General features: G+C 71.2%; 16 protein-coding genes. 3 read left to right on the top strand and 13 right to left on the bottom strand.

From position 1 onward, the window contains the following. Positions 1-170: 170 nt before the first annotated feature. Positions 171-1,175, top strand: a complete 1,005-nt coding sequence (locus F3H13_RS09840; RefSeq protein WP_149798861.1) for a Gfo/Idh/MocA family protein — start codon at positions 171-173, stop codon at positions 1,173-1,175. Between the two features lie 73 nt (positions 1,176-1,248). Here F3H13_RS09840 and kdgK1 read toward each other — a convergent pair whose 3' ends face one another. From kdgK1 to dgoD, 3 genes are all read right to left on the bottom strand, one after another. Continuing rightward, positions 1,249-2,205 (bottom strand): bifunctional 2-dehydro-3-deoxygluconokinase/2-dehydro-3-deoxygalactonokinase, encoded by a 957-nt coding sequence (gene kdgK1 / locus F3H13_RS09835; protein WP_149798860.1) that lies wholly within the window; start codon positions 2,203-2,205, stop codon positions 1,249-1,251. A gap of 129 nt (positions 2,206-2,334) precedes the next feature. After that, the gene (locus F3H13_RS09830; protein WP_149798859.1) at positions 2,335-3,189 is read right to left on the bottom strand and encodes an SDR family NAD(P)-dependent oxidoreductase; all 855 of its coding nucleotides are present in this window, start codon (positions 3,187-3,189) and stop codon (positions 2,335-2,337) included. Positions 3,190-3,229: 40 nt separating this feature from the next. Beyond that, positions 3,230-4,381: a galactonate dehydratase gene (gene dgoD, locus F3H13_RS09825; RefSeq protein WP_149798858.1), complete on the bottom strand. Its 1,152-nt coding sequence runs from the start codon at positions 4,379-4,381 to the stop codon at positions 3,230-3,232. Positions 4,382-4,627: 246 nt separating this feature from the next. On the opposite strand from dgoD, the gene F3H13_RS09820 reads away from it, so the two are divergent. Next, positions 4,628-5,266: a bifunctional 4-hydroxy-2-oxoglutarate aldolase/2-dehydro-3-deoxy-phosphogluconate aldolase gene (locus F3H13_RS09820; protein WP_149798857.1), complete on the top strand. Its 639-nt coding sequence runs from the start codon at positions 4,628-4,630 to the stop codon at positions 5,264-5,266. Positions 5,267-5,330: 64 nt separating this feature from the next. Here the strand turns inward: F3H13_RS09820 and F3H13_RS16225 are convergent, their stop codons facing one another. The 3 genes from F3H13_RS16225 to pheS all read right to left on the bottom strand — a co-directional run bounded on the left by F3H13_RS16225 (position 5,331) and on the right by pheS (position 8,904). After that, positions 5,331-5,486, bottom strand: a complete 156-nt coding sequence (locus F3H13_RS16225) for a hypothetical protein (protein WP_188128045.1) — start codon at positions 5,484-5,486, stop codon at positions 5,331-5,333. A gap of 116 nt (positions 5,487-5,602) precedes the next feature. Continuing rightward, positions 5,603-7,369 carry a phenylalanine--tRNA ligase subunit beta gene (gene pheT / locus F3H13_RS09815; RefSeq protein WP_149798856.1) on the bottom strand — a complete coding sequence of 589 codons (1,767 nt, stop codon included), beginning with the start codon at positions 7,367-7,369 and terminating at the stop codon, positions 5,603-5,605. Further along, positions 7,369-8,904 (bottom strand): phenylalanine--tRNA ligase subunit alpha, encoded by a 1,536-nt coding sequence (gene pheS / locus F3H13_RS09810; RefSeq protein ID WP_149798855.1) that lies wholly within the window; start codon positions 8,902-8,904, stop codon positions 7,369-7,371. Before pheS ends, pheT begins: the two co-directional genes overlap by 1 nt. 122 nt (positions 8,905-9,026) lie before the next feature. Between pheS and F3H13_RS09805 the strand changes: the two genes are divergently transcribed. Next, entirely contained in the window at positions 9,027-9,332 is a 306-nt protein-coding gene (locus tag F3H13_RS09805) for a HalOD1 output domain-containing protein (protein ID WP_149798854.1), read from the top strand. Positions 9,333-9,394: 62 nt separating this feature from the next. Here the strand turns inward: F3H13_RS09805 and F3H13_RS09800 are convergent, their stop codons facing one another. The 7 genes from F3H13_RS09800 to F3H13_RS09770 all read right to left on the bottom strand — a co-directional run bounded on the left by F3H13_RS09800 (position 9,395) and on the right by F3H13_RS09770 (position 17,315). Further along, on the bottom strand, positions 9,395-10,093 hold the full coding sequence (locus tag F3H13_RS09800; RefSeq protein ID WP_149798853.1) for a peptidase: 699 nt from the start codon (positions 10,091-10,093) through the stop codon (positions 9,395-9,397). A gap of 94 nt (positions 10,094-10,187) precedes the next feature. Then, positions 10,188-10,838: a nucleotide-binding protein gene (locus F3H13_RS09795; protein ID WP_149798852.1), complete on the bottom strand. Its 651-nt coding sequence runs from the start codon at positions 10,836-10,838 to the stop codon at positions 10,188-10,190. After that, positions 10,835-11,671: a DUF7857 domain-containing protein gene (locus tag F3H13_RS09790; protein WP_149798851.1), complete on the bottom strand. Its 837-nt coding sequence runs from the start codon at positions 11,669-11,671 to the stop codon at positions 10,835-10,837. Before F3H13_RS09790 ends, F3H13_RS09795 begins: the two co-directional genes overlap by 4 nt. Positions 11,672-11,730: 59 nt before the next feature. Next, positions 11,731-12,534, bottom strand: coding sequence for a DUF7856 family protein (locus tag F3H13_RS09785; protein WP_149798850.1), 804 nt, complete (start codon positions 12,532-12,534; stop codon positions 11,731-11,733). Then, positions 12,531-12,869, bottom strand: coding sequence for a DUF7855 family protein (locus F3H13_RS09780; RefSeq protein ID WP_149798849.1), 339 nt, complete (start codon positions 12,867-12,869; stop codon positions 12,531-12,533). The genes F3H13_RS09785 and F3H13_RS09780 overlap by 4 nt, the downstream gene beginning before the upstream one ends. Before the next feature lie 105 nt (positions 12,870-12,974). Next, positions 12,975-13,274 carry a DUF7854 family protein gene (locus F3H13_RS09775; RefSeq protein ID WP_149798848.1) on the bottom strand — a complete coding sequence of 100 codons (300 nt, stop codon included), beginning with the start codon at positions 13,272-13,274 and terminating at the stop codon, positions 12,975-12,977. Beyond that, positions 13,275-17,315 carry an LAGLIDADG family homing endonuclease gene (locus F3H13_RS09770; protein WP_149798847.1) on the bottom strand — a complete coding sequence of 1,347 codons (4,041 nt, stop codon included), beginning with the start codon at positions 17,313-17,315 and terminating at the stop codon, positions 13,275-13,277. Between the last annotated feature and the right edge of the window lie 75 nt (positions 17,316-17,390).

Genomic DNA, 17,390 nt, shown 5'->3' with positions numbered 1-17,390 from the left:
CATTTGGAATCGCGGGTCGAGTACCGAACTGAGCGCGGAACCCAGCCGCCCGACCCGTCTCGTGTTCTTCCTCTGCCGGCTCATCGGCCGGGATGCCTCGTCTTGGGAGGGGCTCCCGAGTCGCTCACCGGACCCCAACCGACTTGGACGGGGGGTGCGTCGCCCCGCGTATGCCCACTTCAGAGCGCGGCTCGACGAGCCTCGAATTCGGCGTCCTCGGCACCGCGGGGATCGCCCGTAAAGCGGTGATACCGGCGATCGCCGCCAGCGATCACACCGTCGGCGCGGTGGCGTCCCGCGACGCCGACCGCGCGGAGCGGTTCGCGGCCGAGAACGCGATTCCCCGCAGCTACGGCTCCTACGAGGCCCTCCTCGACGACGACGCGCTCGACGCGGTGTACGTCCCGCTCCCGAACGGGCGCCACGCCGAGTGGACGAAACGCGCCGCGGACGCCGGCCTGGACGTCCTCTGCGAGAAGCCGCTGGCCGCCGACGCCGACGAGGCGCGGGCGGCCGTCGATCACTGCGACGAGCGGGGCGTCACCCTGATGGAGGCGTTCATGTACCGGTACCACCCGCGCACCGAGCGCGCCGTCGCGCTCGCGGCGAGCGAACTCGACGACGTCCGGTCGGTGACGGCCACCTTCCGCTTCCCGCTGTACGACCGCCCGAACGACGTGCGACTCGACCCCGACCTCGCGGGCGGGTCGCTGATGGACGTCGGCTGCTACCCCGTCTCGCTCGCCCGGACGGTGCTCGGGGAGCCCGACCGCGCCTACGCCCACGCCGGTGACACCCGAGAGGCCGGGGTCGACACGGAGCTCGCCGGCGTGTTAGCGTACGACGACGGCCGCTCGGCGCGGGTCGCGTGCGGATTCGACACCCAGCTGGTCCAGCGCTACCGCGTCGACGCGACGAACGGCTGGATCGAAGTCGAGCGCGCGTTCGACGCCCCGACCGACGACCCCGTCGAGCTGGCGTACGAGATCGACGGCCGGCACGGCGTCGAGACGTTCCCCGCGGTCGACCAGTACCGGCTCCAGGTCGAGCACTTCGCCGAGCGCGTCGCCGACGGGACCGCGCCCCTGACCGACGGGGAGGAGGCGATCGCGAACATGGAGGTCATCGACGCACTCGCCGAGAGCGCCGCCGCCGGCGCCCCCGTCGACCTCTGAACGGGGAGGAACGCGGCCGGTGGATCGCAGTTTTCAGACTCCAGTCAGTACGTTCCGAGCGCGGTCGCGCTGCTTACCGGTCGATCCCGCCCTCGCCCTCGATGACGTCGCGGACCTCCGCCGGGGTCGTCACCGCGAGGTCGCCGTCGGTGGTGCGTTTCAGCGCCGCGGTCGCCGAGCCCCACCGGAGCGCCGCGGGGAGGTCCCCGCCGCGCAGCCGCTCCGCGACGAAGCCGGCGACGAACGCGTCGCCGGTGCCGATCGCGTCGAACGTCTCCGCCTCGTACACGTCCTGCTCGTACACCGAGCCGTCGTGGAGCGCGACCGCCCCCTCCAGCCCGCGGGTGACGACCACCGTGTCGAAGCCGAACTCCGTGGCGAGGCCGTGCGCGATCTCGACGGCGCTGCCCTCGCGGTCGAGCACCTCGCGCGCGTCCCGCCGCGGGACGAACAGGGTGTCGACGTGCTCGAACAGGTCCTCGTAGGCCGCCCGCGCCGTCTCCGGGTCCCAGAGCTTCGCCCGGTAGTTCAGGTCGAACGAACGCGTGGTCCCGGCCTCGCCGGCGGTCCGCAACAGCGCTGTCGTCGTCTCCGCCGTGGTCTCCGAGAGGGCGGGCGTGATCCCCGTCGTGTGGAACCACTCCGCCTCCGCGACCGCGTCCGTCGGGAGCTCGTCGGGCTCGACGGTCGTGATCGCCGCGTCGGCGCGGTCGTAGATCACGTTCGTCCCCCGCGGCTCGCCGCCGTGTTCGAGGTAGTAGGTCCCCACGCGGCTCTCGTCCGCGTCCGCCCACGCGACGCCGGGGCGGACGCCGTGGCTTCGCAGTTCGGTCACGATCCGCCGGCCGAGCGGCGAGTCGGGGAGCTTCGAGAGCCAGCGGGCGTCGGCGCCGAGCCGCGCGGCCCCGACCGCGACGTTGCTCTCCGCGCCGCCGGCCTGGACGGTGAGGTCGCGGGTCGTCTCCAGCCGCTCGCCGCGCGGCGGCGACAGCCGGAGCATCGTCTCGCCGAACGTGACGAGGTCGGTCATCGGCGCCACCCCGCGCCGCAGGTCTCGAACGGGTCCATACCCGGTGCTACGCTCGGCCGATTATAAGAAGGGGTGATCGCCGTCGACAGTCGAGCGCGAGGCCGGCGCGGTGGCGCTCGCCGTTCCCGGCTACTCCCCGTCCTCTCGCGCCCGGTAGTTCGGGAGCGTGTCGTCTTGCATCACCGCACCGCGGCCGCCGTCGACGAGCAGCGCGGCCCCGGTGACGAACGCGGCGTCCTGGCTCGCGAGGAAGGAGACGGCGCCAGCGACGTCGGCCGGCGTGCCGATCCGCCCTGCCGGGTGGATCGACTCGACCTCCTCGAACCGCCCGTCGGGGAGTTCCTCGCGGGTGCGCTCGATCTCCACCCAGCCGGGGACGACCGTGTTCACCCGGACGCGGGGGCCGAAATCGACGGCGAGCGACCGCGTCATGCCGTTGATCCCCGCCTTCACGGCATTGTACGGGAAGTGCGCGGGCATCGTCGCGTACGCGTGGTTCGACGAGACGTTCACGATCGCCCCGCGGTCCATGTGTTCGAGGGCTGCCCGCGCGGCGAGCCAGTACGCCCGGAAGTCGGTCTCGACGACGAACGCCCAGTCGTCGAGCGTCGCCTCGTCCGCGGCCGTCTCCGTCTGGACGCCGGCGTTGTTCACGAGCACGTCGACCGAGCCGTAGCGCTCGGCCGCCGCCTCCGCCAGCGCGGCCACGTCGTCCGGGTCGCGCATGTCCGCGCGGACGAACGTCGCGTCGCCGGTCGCGGCGCCGTCGGCCGCTTCCTCTCCGGCCCGTCCCGAGATGCGCTCGGCGACGGCCTCCCCCGCCTCCACGGAGCGCCCGCTGACCACGACGTTCGCCCCCTCAGCGGCAAACCGCTCCGCGATTCCGGCGCCGATACCGCGGGTCGACCCGGTGACGATGACGGTCTCGCCCGCGAACCGTCCGGGCACCGCGCCCTCGGTCGGCGACTCTCGTCGACGGGTCACCGGTCACCCCCCGTCCGTTGCGATTCGGTCGCCATCCGGATCACCACTCCGCGACGGAGCCGTCGCCGTGGCGCCAGACGGGGTTGTGCCAGTCGACGTCCTTCTCGGCCTGCTCGCGCACGTGGTCCTCGTCGACCTCGATCCCCAGTCCGTCTCCCTCCGGGATGTCGACGAACCCGTCGTGATACTCGAACACCGACGGATCGGCGAGGTAGTCCAGCACGTCGCTCGTCTCGTTGTAATGGATGTCGAGCGACTGCTCCTGGATGAGCGCGTTCGGCGTACAGGCGTCGACCTGGACGCAGGAGGCGAGCGCGATCGGCCCGAGCGGGCAGTGCGGCGCGACCGACACGTCGTACGCCTCGGCCATCGACGCGATCTTCTTCAGCTCGGTGATCCCGCCGGCGTGGGAGACGTCCGGCTGGATCAGGTCCACCGCGTCCGCCTCTAGCACCTCCTTGAAGTCCCACCGCGAGTACATCCGCTCGCCGGTCGCGATCGGGATCGTCGTCGACGCTCGGATGGCCGGCAGCGCGTCGTTGTGTTCCGGCAACACCGGCTCCTCGATGAACATCGGGTCGTACGGCTCCAGCGCCGCCGCGAGCCGCCGGACCATCGGCTTCGCCACCCGGCCGTGGAAGTCGACGCCGATGTCGACCTCGTCGCCGACCGCCTCCCGGACGGCCGCGATCCGGTCGGCCGCGTCGGACACCGTGGCTGGGGTGTCGATCGACTCCAGCTCCGCGGTGGCGTTCATCTTCAGCGCGGAGAAGCCCGCGTCGACCTTCTCGCGGGCGGCTTCGCCGACGTCCGCCGGTCGGTCTCCACCGATCCACTGGTAAACGCGGATCCGGTCGCGCGCACGGCCGCCGAGCAGCTCGTGGACGGGCGCGCCGAACTGCTTCCCTTTGAGGTCCCACAGCGCCTGATCCACGCCGGCGATGGCGCTCATCAGGACCGGGCCGCCGCGGTAGAACCCCCCGCGGTACATCGTCTGCCAGTGGTCCTCGATCCGCGTCGGGTCCTCGCCGAGCAGGTAGTTGTCGAGCAGCTCCTCGACGGCCGCGACGACCGTGTGAGAGCGTCCCTCGACGATCGGCTCTCCCCAGCCGACCCTCCCGTCGCTCGTCGTGAGCTTCAGGAACAGCCAGCGGGGCGGCACTTCGAACAGCTCGTAGTCGGTGATGTGCATGGTGAGTCGGGGCGACTCCGAACCGGTCCGGCGGCCGCGGGACTCGCGTCCCGCCGACCACCGCAATTCGCGCGCCGTCGGTCGCGGCGGGCCGCACGTTCCGTCGCCGCCGGCCTCCGACACGGACCGGTCCGTCGCCACGGTCGTACTTGCCCGTCCGTCTGTTAAATAGGAGGTGTGTGCGGTCGCGCCGCGGGCGTCCCCCACACGGTCCGATTTAAGACCCCCGGCGGGCAGGTACCAGCCATGCGAACCGACCGACTCGACCGGATCACGGACGGCGGCGTGATCGCGATCCTCCGCGGCGTGGCGCGAGACGACGCCGTGGCGGTCGCGGACGCGGTCGTCGACGCCGGCGTGACGGCGCTGGAGGTGACGGCGGACACGCCGAACGCGATGTCCTCCATCGAGGCGATAGCCGACCGCGTCGACGACGCCGTAGTCGGCGCCGGGACCGTCCTCGACGCGGAGACGGCGCGCGCGGCGCAGCTCGCCGGCGCCGAGTTCCTCGTGACGCCGACCGTGAACCGCGACGTGATCCGGATGGCGAACCGCTACGGGACGCCGGTCGCCGTCGGCGCGTACACGCCGACCGAGGCGATCGAGGCCTACGAGGCCGGCGCCGACGCGGTGAAGGTGTTCCCCGCGAAAACCGGCGGCCCGGAGCACGTCGCGGCGATCGGCGGCCCGCTCCCGCAGGTCCCGCTCGTCCCGACCGGCGGCGTCGGCGCGGACAACGCGGGCGAGTACGTCCGGGCCGGCGCGGTCGCGGTCGGCGTCGGGAGTTCGATCGTCGACGGCGAGGCGATCGCGGACGGCGACTTCGACGCGATCCGATCGAACGCGCGCGCGGTGGTCGAGGCCGTCGCTGCGGCCCGGGAGTGATCGCTCCGGAGTCCGCCCCGGCGACCCCGGCCGCCGCGACGGCGCGACGGCGCCCGGCGCTTCCCTACCGCGCGGGCGACCGATTCTCGTCGGCGGCGGCGGGCGGCGGGGATCGAACCGCGTCCCACCCGCCGATACAGGCCTCACACAGGTAGTATGCGAACCCGTCGATGTCCCGGTGTGCGAGCGAGGCGTCGATACCACATCTCTCACAGTTCATGACCGCCCACTACGGCAAGACGAATATATGTCTTCTGCTCCCGACTACGTCTGTGATAATTTGTTCAGAAATCGACGGAACGGAGATTCTGACCGGTTCCCCTCGACGGCGGTCGCCTACTGTAACGCGTCGAGGTCGAACTCGAAGGCGGCGACCGGCACCTCGAGGTCGTGTTCGATGAGCACCGCGGGGTGGAGTTCGCCGACCACGCCCACGCGCTCGCCGTCGATCTCCACGGTGGCGGCGCGCCCCTCGATGAACGAGGGGTGTTCGGTCCGTGGGGTCGCCAGATCGGCGCCGAAGTCGTCACAGAGCGCCTGGAGGCGCCCCTTCGCGGCCTCGTAGGAGGCGTCGCGCCGGGCGACCGCGCCAGCCACGCGTCTGGACTCGGCGACGTTCGTCTCCTCGGCGTCGTCGCGCTCGGCGACGAAGCCGACCTCGGCGACGTCCTGCGGGTAGGCGTTGTGGGTGTTCCGCTCCAACAGCATCACGAGGGACGGGAGCGCCCAGGTGCGCAGTTGGGTGTACTCCTCGCTGTACGGCTCCGTGATCTCGACGGGGTCGCCGCCGCCAAAGACGCCGTCCTCGTCGGCCGCGACCGCGGCGCCGCCGGTGCCGGGCTCGACGTTCATCCGGTCGTAGTTCTCGGCGCCGCTCGTCATGTGGAAGTTGAGCAGGTCCTCGAAGCCGAGACCGACGAGGCTCGTCCGGACCGCGTCCTCCAGCCGCGAGCGCTCGTGGCGGCCGCCCACCGTCCCTACGTCGGGGTAGCGCGGCTCCAGGTTGTCGAAGCCGTACGCGCGCCCCACGTCGTCGACGAGGTCGAGCGGGTGGAGCACGTCGACGCGGTACGGCGGAATCTCGACCTCGTAGGTCACGTCCTCGTCGAGGGTGTAGGCGGCGTCGAGGCCGGCGCGCTCGAAGCAGTCGACGACCTCCTCGGGCTCGAAGTCGACGCCGAGGAGCGTCTCGATCCGGTCGTGCGAGACCGCCTTCTCGTCGACGTCGAGGTTCGGGCGGACGAGTTCGGCGCCGTACTCGCTCGGATGGGTCGCGCCGTCGGCGTAGTTCACCTCGACCTCCTCGATCGTCGCGCCGCGGGCGGACAGCGCGTAACAGATAATCGTGCACATCCGGTCGATCGTCCACTGGTCGGTGCCGGTGAGCTCGATGAGCAGCTCGCGGGAGCCCGTCGTCACCTCGGTGCGTTTCCCGTTGATCACCGGCGGGAACGAGAACAGTCCGAGTTCGTCGTAGATCGCGGGGTATCGGTCGAGATCCTCGACGAGGTCGGCGTAGGTCTCGCCGGTCGCGTGCTCGTCGAGGACCTCGGCGGGGGTCAGCTCGTCGTTCGAATCGAGCGGCACGAACGTCTCGCCGTCGGGGTCGACGCCGCGGTAGGTGACCGACGGCTCCGCGCCCTCCTGAAGCGGCGCGCCCTTCACCATCGCGAGGTCGTGGATGCCGATGGCGCCCTTCGCGCGGCCGCGGCCCATCGTCGCGTGGAGCTTCTCTTGGAGCTGGATCAGCGACTCCAGCGCCGCCTCGTCGAGGTCGAGACCGCGGACCACGGCGCCCGTGACGTACGGGCGCTCGTCGGGGACCGACTCGTCGACCTCGATCGTCCACTCGGGGTCGTTCGTGTTCGGCACGTAGACGCCGCGGGCGTCGCCGTAGTGGTAGCGCAGCGAGCGCGCGACCCCCTCGACGGAAAGCCGGTCGAGGCGGTCCGGCGCGAACTCGAACTGATACATGTCGTCGTCGGTCTCGCCCTCGAACTCCAGGCCGAGCCCGAACAGGTCCGCCTTGAGCTCCTCGTCCGCTTTCTCCTCGTGGCCGGTGAGCTCGCGGAGCTCGTCGGGGTCGACGTCGACGACAGGCATCAGTAGCTCACCTCCGCGTTCCGCAGGAAGTCGATGTCGGCCAGGGTCCCGTGGAGGTCGCGGATGTCCTCCGCCCCCGTCGTCAGCATCGCGAGCCGCTCTAAGGCGAGCCCCCACGCCATCACGTCGCAGTCGACGCCGAGCGGACCGGTGACCTCCTCGCGGAAGACGCCGGAGTTACCGATCTCGATCTCCTCGCCCGTCTCCGGGTGCTCGCCGAACAGCTCGAAGGAGGGCTCGGTGTAGGGGTTGTAGTGCGGCTTGAACCGGATGTCCGTGATCCCGAACTGGCGGTAGAACTCCTCGAAGGTGCCCATAAGGTCGCGCACGGAGAGGTCCTCGGCCATCACCCACCCCTCGATCTGGAAGAACTCGAGCAGGTGCGTCGGGTCGAGCGTGTCGTTGCGGTACACCTTCTCGACCGAGAAGTAGCGCTGGGGCGGCTCCAGTTCGGCGCCCGCGACCCCCGAGAGGTAGCGCATCGACAGCGAGGTGGTGTGCCCGCGGAGCGCGACCTCGCGGGCGAAGTCGGCCGACCACGGCGAGTGGTAGCCGTCGCCGTCGAGCCCCCAGCCGTCGCGGTGGGCGGCCTCGACGCGAGCCATCAGCTCGTCGGGAATGCCCTCCATCTGGTCCACGTCGAGCGCGAACCGGTCCCAGTGGGTCCGCGCCGGGTGGTCCTGAGGCATGAACAGGCAGTCGTTGATCCAGAAGTCGGCGTCGGCGTGGGGGCCCTCCATCTCCGAAAAGCCCATGCCGACGAGGACGTCCTTCACGCGGTCGGCCGTCCGACGGAGGACGTGCTTGCGGCCGCCGCGGGCCGTCTCCGCTTCGGCCTCGACGTTGTACTCGGCGAACTCGGCGTCGCGCCACTCGCCGCTGGCGAGGAGCTCCGGCGTGAGCGCCCCGACCGTCTCGGTCGCCTCCACGCCGGTCATCAGCGCGTCGACGCCGTCGTCGGTGAGCGTCACCGTCCGGGTGACCGACTCGCCGACCGCGACCAGGCCGCGGGAGTCGAGCTGTTCGATCACCGCCTCGTCGACCTCGAGGGCGTCCGCATCGAAGGCGGCTCCCTCGTCGTCGGCGTCCGCGAGCGCAGCGAGCGCCGTCGCCTCGGGGTCGACGTCCGGGTCCGCGTCCGGGTCGACCGCGAGGTCGCCGCCGTCGACGCTTCCGAGGCCCTTCCGCGCGAAGTTCGCGAGCGCGATGTCGACCTCGGGGCCCTCCAGCCCCGCCTCGCCGATGACCGCGCCCATCGAGACCGGCTCGGCGTCGGCGCCCGCGTCGAGCCCCGCCCGGTAGAGCCGCGTCTCGGGGAGCCCGGCCTCGACGTAGGTCCGGCCCTCGTCGGTGAGTTCGAGCGTCTCGTCGGTCACCGACCCGACCGCGACGAGCCCCTCGTCGGCCAGATCGAAGGCGGCGCCCGCGACCGTCTCCGGCTTCAGGTCGGTCTCCGCGGCTATCTCCGCCACCGTTCGTTCGTCCGTCGCGCTCGCGGCCTCGAGGACCGCGAGCTGTCGTTCCGGGAGTCGCATTCGAGTTGTCTCTACACGCGTGCGGCTGGTTGGTAACGGTTCCGGGACCGAGCCGCCGCCGCGAAATCATTCCTGATAAATTGAACGGCTGTTTTATATACCGATCTGTCGAGAACCAGCGTATGAGCAGCTTAACGGCTGAATCGAGCGACTCCGGTTCGGTAGCCGAGACGGCTCGCGTCCCGCACGGCGACGCGGGTCCCAGTCCCAGCCTCGCGGTCGTTGAGGCGATCGCGGACCTCGCGGGCGTCGACTCGACCGACCTGCCCGAGGAGGGCGTGATACTGAACGAACACGTCGACCTCGACGCGCTGAACGCGCTCGTCGCGGGTCGGGCCGACGCCGACGTGGACGTCTCGCTCACCGTCGCGGGCTACGCCGTCCGCGTCGGCCCCGAGACCGCCGTCGCTCGGCGCTCAGAGAACTGAGCCGCCGCCGGCTCGAATCGTCCGTTCTCCCTTCTTCCGCTCGGGCGGTTCGTTCTCCCTTCCTACTCGTCGTCCGCCGCCTCGTCGCGGAGCCGCGTGATCCGATCCCCGAGCGGCGGTTGGACCTCGAACCACGTCGACCAGTCGCCCGTCGCCGGTTCGACCCCGCGGCGCTCCGCGACGCGCTCGAACGCGTCGGCGACGCGGCCGGCGCCGACCGCTTCCGCGGCGCGGGCGTCCGCCGCGTACTGGACCCGTCGGCCGGCCCAGAAGGAAGCGAGCCCCACGGCGACGACGGCGGCGAAGCCGGACTCGAACGGGACGAGGGCCGTGACGACCGCCGCCAGCGCCGCCAGCACGGCGCCGACGGCGACAGCGCGGAACTCGGCGTAGTACGTCTCGACCCGCCCGGCCTCCGCGGCGAACAGCCCGACCGCCACGTCCTCGTCGAGGTCGGTGAGCACGTCCGCCGTGAGGAACAGCACCCGGCGGCCGGGCGGCCCCCGGACTGAAACATCCGCGGGGCCGGCCGGTCCCGGTTTCTCTCCGTCGCTGGCGCCGTCACCCTCCCCCCCGACGGACTCGATCGCGATCCGGTCGACGTCGAGTCCGCCGGGGTCCGCCAGCGCCGCGATCTGCGCGCGCTCCGCGTCCGTCGGCTCCCGCAGGTCGCGGAAGCGGTCGGCCGCGTACAGCGGCCCGACGGCGACTGCGAGCGCGGCGACGACGGCGACACCGAGGACGAGCGCGACCGTGATCATCGCTCTCGCCGACGGCTCGGCGCGAGTAAAAAGACGCGGTGTCGCGACGGCGTTCCCGTTTTCCCTGTATCGCATATCTCACCCGTCTCGTTCTTCACTCCGGAACGCGCCGCGCGAGCGCTTGGACCGCCGCCGCGGCCTCGCTGTCGGGCGCGGCGTCCGCGACCGGCCGCTCCGCCGCAACGGACCGGCCGACGCGCGGATCGGCCGGGACCACCTCGACCGGCGCGCCGAGCGCGTCGCCGATCGCCTCGGCCGGCGACGGTTCGGTCACGCGGTTGACCGCGCAGCCGACTAGCCCGGCGTCGAGTTCGCGGGCGAGCTCCCGGGTGCGGATCGCGTCGGCCAGCGCGAACGCCCGGGGCGAGACGACGAGGAGGCAGGCGTCCGCGACCGCCAGCGGCACGCCGGCGTCGGCGCGGCGGCCCGCCGGACAGTCGAGGACGACGGTCCCGAACTCGCGCTCGACCGCGGCGACCGCGCCCTCCAGCCGCGTCAGGTCGGCCGCCCGCGCGCCGGCCAGCGTCCGGCCGCACGGGACGATGTCGACCGGACCGGGACGGACCGTCTCCACCGGGTCCGCCGCGCCGGCGAGGACGTCGTGGAGGTCGGGGCCGCGGCCGTCCGGTAGGTCCGCCATCCCGAGGTCGGCGTCGACGACGACGCCGTCGAGTTCGGCGGCGACGTTGTACGCGAGCGTCGTCTTCCCCACGCCGCCCTTCCCGCCCGCGACCGCGAGGATCACGTCAGCCCCTCCAACGCCTTGGTCGGGACCTCGCTCTCCTCGGCGCGTTCCGCGAGCGCCGCGGCCCGGTCGCGGACCGCCCGCAGGCGTTCGGCGTCGGCCGCGAAGCGCTCGTCGAGTTCCCTGACTGCGTCGAGCCCACCGACCTCCTCAACGACCCCCGTCGCCGTCGCAAGGTCGGCGTCGTCGAGTCGCTCCGCCCGGTCGATCCGCGCCTCGACGGCCGCGAACCACGCGTCGATCTCGTCGGGGCCCGCCGCGCTCGGCGACGATTCGGGAGTCTCAGACCGATTCGCGTCTCCGCCGTCATCATTGCCGTCTGTCGCTCTCTCGCCGCCGCCCCCGTCGTCCTCATCTCGGTCGATCGCTCTCCCGCCGCTGTCGGCCTCCCCGCCATCGACCGCTTCAGCGTCGCCGCCCTCCTCGTTGACGCCGTCGACCGCTCCTGCTCCGGCGACCGCGCGCCGCGGGGGGCGATGCGATTCGAGGTCCCGCACCGCCGCCCGCGCGAGGTCTGCTCCGCCTTCGGTCGCCGCGCCCCGGTCGTCCGCGTCCGCCGTGACGGGCTCGACGCTCGTGATTTCGACCGGGGGCTCGACGGGGTCCGCGAGCGCCGAGAACCCGAACGCCGCGCGTTCGCCCGGGTCGATCACCGCGGTCACGCCCGCGGCGTCCCATCCGGACTCGGGAACGCCGCCGCGCCGCGGCGGAAGCAGCGGGCCATCCAGCCGGCTCTCGATCCTGACGCGCCGCGGGACCGCCCCGTCGTTGCGCACCCGAAAGCCGACGAGCGACGCGTCCCCCTCGCGGTCGACGGACCAGTCGAGTTCCATGCGCCGGGTCCCGCGGAATCGCATTTAAACGTCGGGGCGAACTCGCGGCCGCCGCCGGCTCAGACTCCGCCGGGCGCGCCTCGGAGGCGAACGTCGGCCGCCCGAAGCAGCGATCTCGCGCTCCGCTCCGACGCCTCGATCCGCCGTGCCGCGTCGCCGCGTAGCTCGACGGGACCGTCGAGCGCCGCGACCCTGACCGCCGCGAGCGACGCCGCGACGGGGTCCCCGTCGTAGGCGCTCGGCTCCGCGCCGGCCGCGCCCGGATCGCCGCCCGGCACGGCCGCGAGCGCGCGCCGAAACGCCGGGTACACCGATCTCGCGAGCTCCCGGCGGGCGGTCCGCCGCCGGTTCCGGAGCCGGTCGCGGAGCCGCAGTCGCCGCCGCCGCTCGTCGCGGTTCCGCGCCGCCTCGGCTCGTGCGCGTTCGAGCGCCTGCTCGGCCGCGATCGCCTCCGTCTGTGCGGCCGACAGCTCCGCGGCCGCCGCCTCTAGGTCGTCGAGCGTCTCGTCCGCCTCGGCGTCGACCGCGCGGCGCGCCCGGGCGTCGCCGCGCAGCGCCGCGACTCGCTCCTTTAGCCGCTCGATCTCGCCGGTCGTCTCGGCGACCCGTCGCCGCGCTTCGGTCAGGTCGACCGGTTCGATCTCGATCGCCGCGAGTTCAGCCTCGATCTCGTCGATCTCGGGCGCGACCGACGCGGTCCGCCCCCGCGAGCGCGCGGCCGCCGCGAGCTGCCGTTGTAGCTCAGCCTCGGCGGGGAGCCGTCCGAGTACCGCGCTCGGTTCCGGAGTCGCTTCGACGGAAATACCGGTCTCCTCGGTCTCCTCGCTGTCCGATCCGGACGACGTCGACCTCGCCCCGTTCACAGCTCTCGGCCGCGCATGGCGTCCGGGTCCGGATGCTCCGTCCCCGCCGCGAAGGCGGCGTACGGCGTCGACTTCGCGGACCGGTCCGCGTAGGCCGCGGCGGCCGCTCTGACCTCGTCGTCGACGGCGACGAACTCGTTGAACGGCTCGGTGCGCTCTATTTGGATGTCCCCGCCGTGAGACTCCCGCAGCCGCAGCGCGAGGAACGCGGCGTACACCGTCTCGTCCAACAGCGCGGCGCGGCCGAACCGCCGGGCGACGACCGACTCGTGGCGACGACACAGGTTTCGGAGGCCGGTCCGGGCGGCCGCCGAATACGTTACGACCAGCAACACGCCAGCCGGTGGTCGATTTCGGAACTTATCCGTTCCGGACCGGAACGTTTCAGTCGCCTTCAGCGACGGCGGACCGCCCTCCGCACGCGGCTCCGACCTCGCTGGTCAGAACCGCTCGACGTCGAACGCGGGACCGTCGCTGGCGTCCGGACTCCCCTCCCCCTCGACGTCGCTCGCCGCGAGGACGCGGTCGCGCGCGGCCGGTTCCGAGGGCGCGACGACGACCGTGCCGTCGACGGGGTCGTCGCCGACCGCGCGGTACACGTCGTCGTCGCCGTCGAACTCGGTGGCGTAGGTCCGGAGTACGGCCGCGACGCGCCGCTCCGTGGCCGCGAGGTCCGCCTCGCCGTTCTCGAACTCGCGGAGCGCGTCCTCGACGTTCCGTATCGCGGAGATCCGGTCCATCTACGTCGTCCGGAGGTGGCCCTGCTTGGGCTCGTACACTTCGCCCTTCGTGCGGAGCTTCTCGATCTCTTGTTCCGCTTTCCCCGGGTCCATCCCGATCTCGCCCGCGCGGTCGAGCACCTCGTCGACGGGGGCACCGTCCTCGTACTCCTCTTCGATGTCGGCGATGAGCCCCTTGATGTTCTTGATGCGGTCGCGCTGGCTCTTCGAGGTGCCCGTCTCGACTACGTCGGCGTCGAACTGCCCCGTCTCGGGGTCGACGCCGATGTCCTTGAGACACGACTCGACGATGTCCGTCGCGCGGTCGGCGTCCTCGCGCTCGACGGTGTCCGAGAGGCGTACCCGCGCGCTCGCCTCCGAGAGCCGCACCATCGCCTCTAGCTTCCGGGCGGTGACCGGAACCGGCGCGTCCTCGTCGGCGCCCTTCGAGCGCAGGTCGACGTAGAACTCCTCTATCACTTCCTTCGCCTCCTCCGTCATCGTCGGGAAGCAGGACCGCTTCGCGTGGGCGATGTACTTGCGAAGCAGCTCCGAGTCGATCTCCGGCGCGACCTCCTCGGTCACCTCCGCAACCTGCTCCGAGGTGAACTCCGAGCTCGCCAGCTCCTCGCGCTGGGTGTTGAGCTCGCCGGCGTAGTTCGTCTTGATGATGTGTTTCGCCAGCCGGGAGTCGTGTTCCGGGTCCGGGCTGTCGGTCACCGTGAAGATGAGGTCGAACCGCGAGATGAGCGCGGGCTCTAAGTCGATCTGCTCGCCGATCGGCTCGTACTGATCGAACCGGCCGTACTTCGGGTTCGCGGCGCCGAGCAGCGAGCACCGCGCCTTGAGAGTGGCGTTGATCCCGGCCTTCGAGACGGAGATCTTCTGTTGTTCGAGCCCCTCGTGCATCGCGGAGCGGTCGGAGGAGTTGTGGACGACGAGCCCGTTCGCGACGAAGTTGTGCGTCTCCTCAACGGTCAGGTCGTACACCCGCGGTCGCTCGCCGTCCTCGATCCGCGCCAGTATCGACCGCAGTTCCGCCTTCACGGCGTCGACCTCCGCCGCGACGGCCTCGCGCAGGTCGTCGAGCCGGTCGGTTTCGATAGCGCCGGTCAACCACCGCGACACAGTCGCCTGACTCACGTCGAGCCGCGACGCCACGTCCGCCTGACTGACACCGTAGGCGTCGAGCGCCGCCGACAGGTCCGATCGCGTTTCGCCGACCGGTCCCCGGTCGAGCAGGTCGCGAGCGTGCTCTTTAACGGTCTCGACCGGCCCGCCGATGACGTCTGCGAGGCGCTGTCGGCGCACCTCGCCGCGGTGTTCGGTCGACTCCGGGGGGACCGTCTCGACCGACTCGACGCGGCGCCACTTCACGTCGCCGCGGACGAACTCACGGAGGTCGTCGAGGTCGGTCTCCGCGACTTCGGTAAGGATCCCTCGGAGCCGCTCGGTCACCGTCCGACGGAGCTCGTCGCGTTCGCCCCACTCGCGGGAGATCTGCTGTTGAGACACCCCGGTTCCGTCCGCGAGTTCGGACTGCGAGACGTGGTATCGGTGCCGCAGCTTCGACAGCGTCTCCCACGTCGGCGTCGCGTCGAGCCGATCCCGGTCCTCCGCGGCCGTCTCCAGTCTGTCCTCGAACGCCGCGAGCACTCGGCGGGCGCGGTGAAGCGAGACGTTCGCATCCCCGCTCTCGAAGCCGTGATACGCGCCCGCGTTGAGTCCGCACTCGCGCTGGTGAAACCGGAGCGACTCGCGAGACCGCGCGAGCGCGTCGCCGACGTCCGGGATCACGTCGAGAATCGTGCGGTCGCCGTCGGCCGCATCGACGACGCGGTCGAGCGACTCCGCCTTTCGGGTGGCGGTGAACCCGACGAAGCGTCGGAACGCCGCGAGCGAATCCGCGTCGGTCACCGTGAGGTAGTACACGTCGCGGCCCTCGTCTCGCTCGCTCCGCTGGAGCTGACTCGACACGCCGAACCCTAAGAGGAGGTTCCGCGTGCCGCTCAGCAGGTCTCGGCTCGCAGACGCTATCCGAACGTTGCCGGCCGACTCGTCGACGTGTCCCTCGCTGTCGGCGAGAGCGCGGACGAACGCGGCCTTCGCCGCGCGGCTCCCGGTCGAAACGGGAGTCGGGAAGCACTTCTCGTCGTACCGACCGAGGTTCATCCCCGCGTCGAGGACGGCGTCGGCGTGCTCTTTCCCGGTGACGCGGACCGTCTCGACGCCGCCGTCGCGTTTCTCGCTCGGCGGCCGAGTCGGCTCCGCGTCGAACGCCTCGTGCGCCGCGCGTTCGAAGTCGGCCAGCAGGTCCTCGTCGGTGTTGGTGAACCGGACGCCGTAGACGCCCTGGTCCCGGTCGTAGTAGACGTTCCCGTCACCGGAGAGGTATCCGAGTACGCTCGCCATCGCGGCGTCGACTCCCTCGCCGTCGACAGGCTCGGCCGCTGCCCCGGCTCCGCCGCTCGCAGCCACCGCTCCGCCGTCGGCGGCCTTCGTCGGAATCTCTCGGGGGACGTACACCCAGTCACCGTCGTCGAGCGCGGCCGCCTCGCGCTCGACGCGCTCCCCGTCGTCGAGGACGAAGAACGGGTGGTCGGCGGTCGCGGTCAGCGACTCGCCGGTCTCCATCGTCACTCGGGTCAGCTTCGACGGCGCGTCGTACTCGTGGACTGCGGAGACGGGACGCTCCACTAAGTTCCCGTCCTCGTCCATCGTCCAGACGTCGAGGTCGACGTCGCGGATGTGGCGGCCGTTCGAGAGCTCCTCGACGTCGCCATCCGCGGCGGCCTCCCGCGCCAGTTCGGCGATGCGCTCGACACGACCGTCGGCGAGCGACACCAGCGTGTCGCCGGTGACGCAGTCCATCTTGTCCAGCTCGTCGACCGCGGCGATCCCCTTGTCCGCGAGGACGAGCGCACCGGCCTCGAGCGACCACTGCTGGCCGTCGCCGAAGTCGTCGCGGACGGCCGCGGCCGTGAGCCCCGCAGCAGATGATCCTTTTCCTGAGGTATAAACTGATCTTGGGGCAATATTCTCGACATAACTGATCATCTGTGATTTTCCGGTACCAGGGTCACCGATCAGGAGCATGTGGAGGTCGCCGCGGATCCGCGAGCCGTCGGGGAGGTGCTTCGTGACGCCGGAGAACAGCTGGAGGATCATCGCGAGCTTCTCCTCCTCGTAGCCGTAGATGGCGGGCGCGATGGAGCCCACCATCGCCTCGTAGATGTCGTCGCGCTCGGAGAGCTCGATGATGTCGCGTTTGTCCGCCTCGGTGATGTCCATGTCCTCGAACTCCTCGTCCTCGATGGAGATGGAGACGCCGTCCATGTAGAGATCGAAGATCGCGGACTTCTCGTTGCCCTGCTCGACCTGCTCGATGTGGAGGACACCGACGCAGGTGACGTGGTCGCCGGGGCTCACCTCGCCGGTGATGTCGTCGACGATGTCGACGTCGAGCGACTGGGGGGTCTCGCCGCCCCGCAGGCCCTCGGGGGATTCCTGGATGCGGAGCTTCTGGGAGTCGACGAACTCGGACTGGTCGAAGTTGACGCGGAAGGGGCCCTGTCGCTCGCAGCCCTGGCACTCGTGGGGCTCCTGGAAGCCGCCGTCGGACTGCGGGATGTACGTCATCGTGCCGCAGCGCTGGCACTCGAATGCGGCCTCGGTCACCTTCGGCCGCACGTCGGTGGCCTTGCGGACGATTCCCTGGATCGAGACGAGCTTCCCGATGTGGTCGTCGTGGACGCGGATGCCGCGGATGTCGACGCTCTCTGGGAGGTCTTCGATGCGGACGTGCGCGCGGCCGAGGCTCACGTCGGCAGGGAGGTCGTAGAGTCGCAGCGCCTCCTCGGCGTACTCGCGCATCTGCTCCGGCTTGTTCAGGAAGTCCTCGGCGAGGTCGCGGTCGAACTGAAAGAGGTCGTCGTAGGAGACGTACAGCGAGCGCTGCTCGTTGGGGTAGCGCTGCGCGAGCTGCCCGATCTCCTCTCGATAGTAGTTACGATAGAACTGGATGAACTGCTCCGTGAGGTCCTGGGTGCCGGCCTGAGCCATTGCGACACCACTTCGTCGGCATCACGTATGAACCTCCGGTTCGGAGCGGACGTGGTCTGCCGGCCGGCGGCGACG

The organism is Halorubrum xinjiangense, assembly GCF_900102375.1.
In the GTDB taxonomy this organism is placed as follows: Archaea; Halobacteriota; Halobacteria; order Halobacteriales; family Haloferacaceae; genus Halorubrum; species Halorubrum xinjiangense.
Note: the sequence above shows the minus strand (reverse complement) of the source record. Positions and strands in the feature narration are given on the sequence as shown.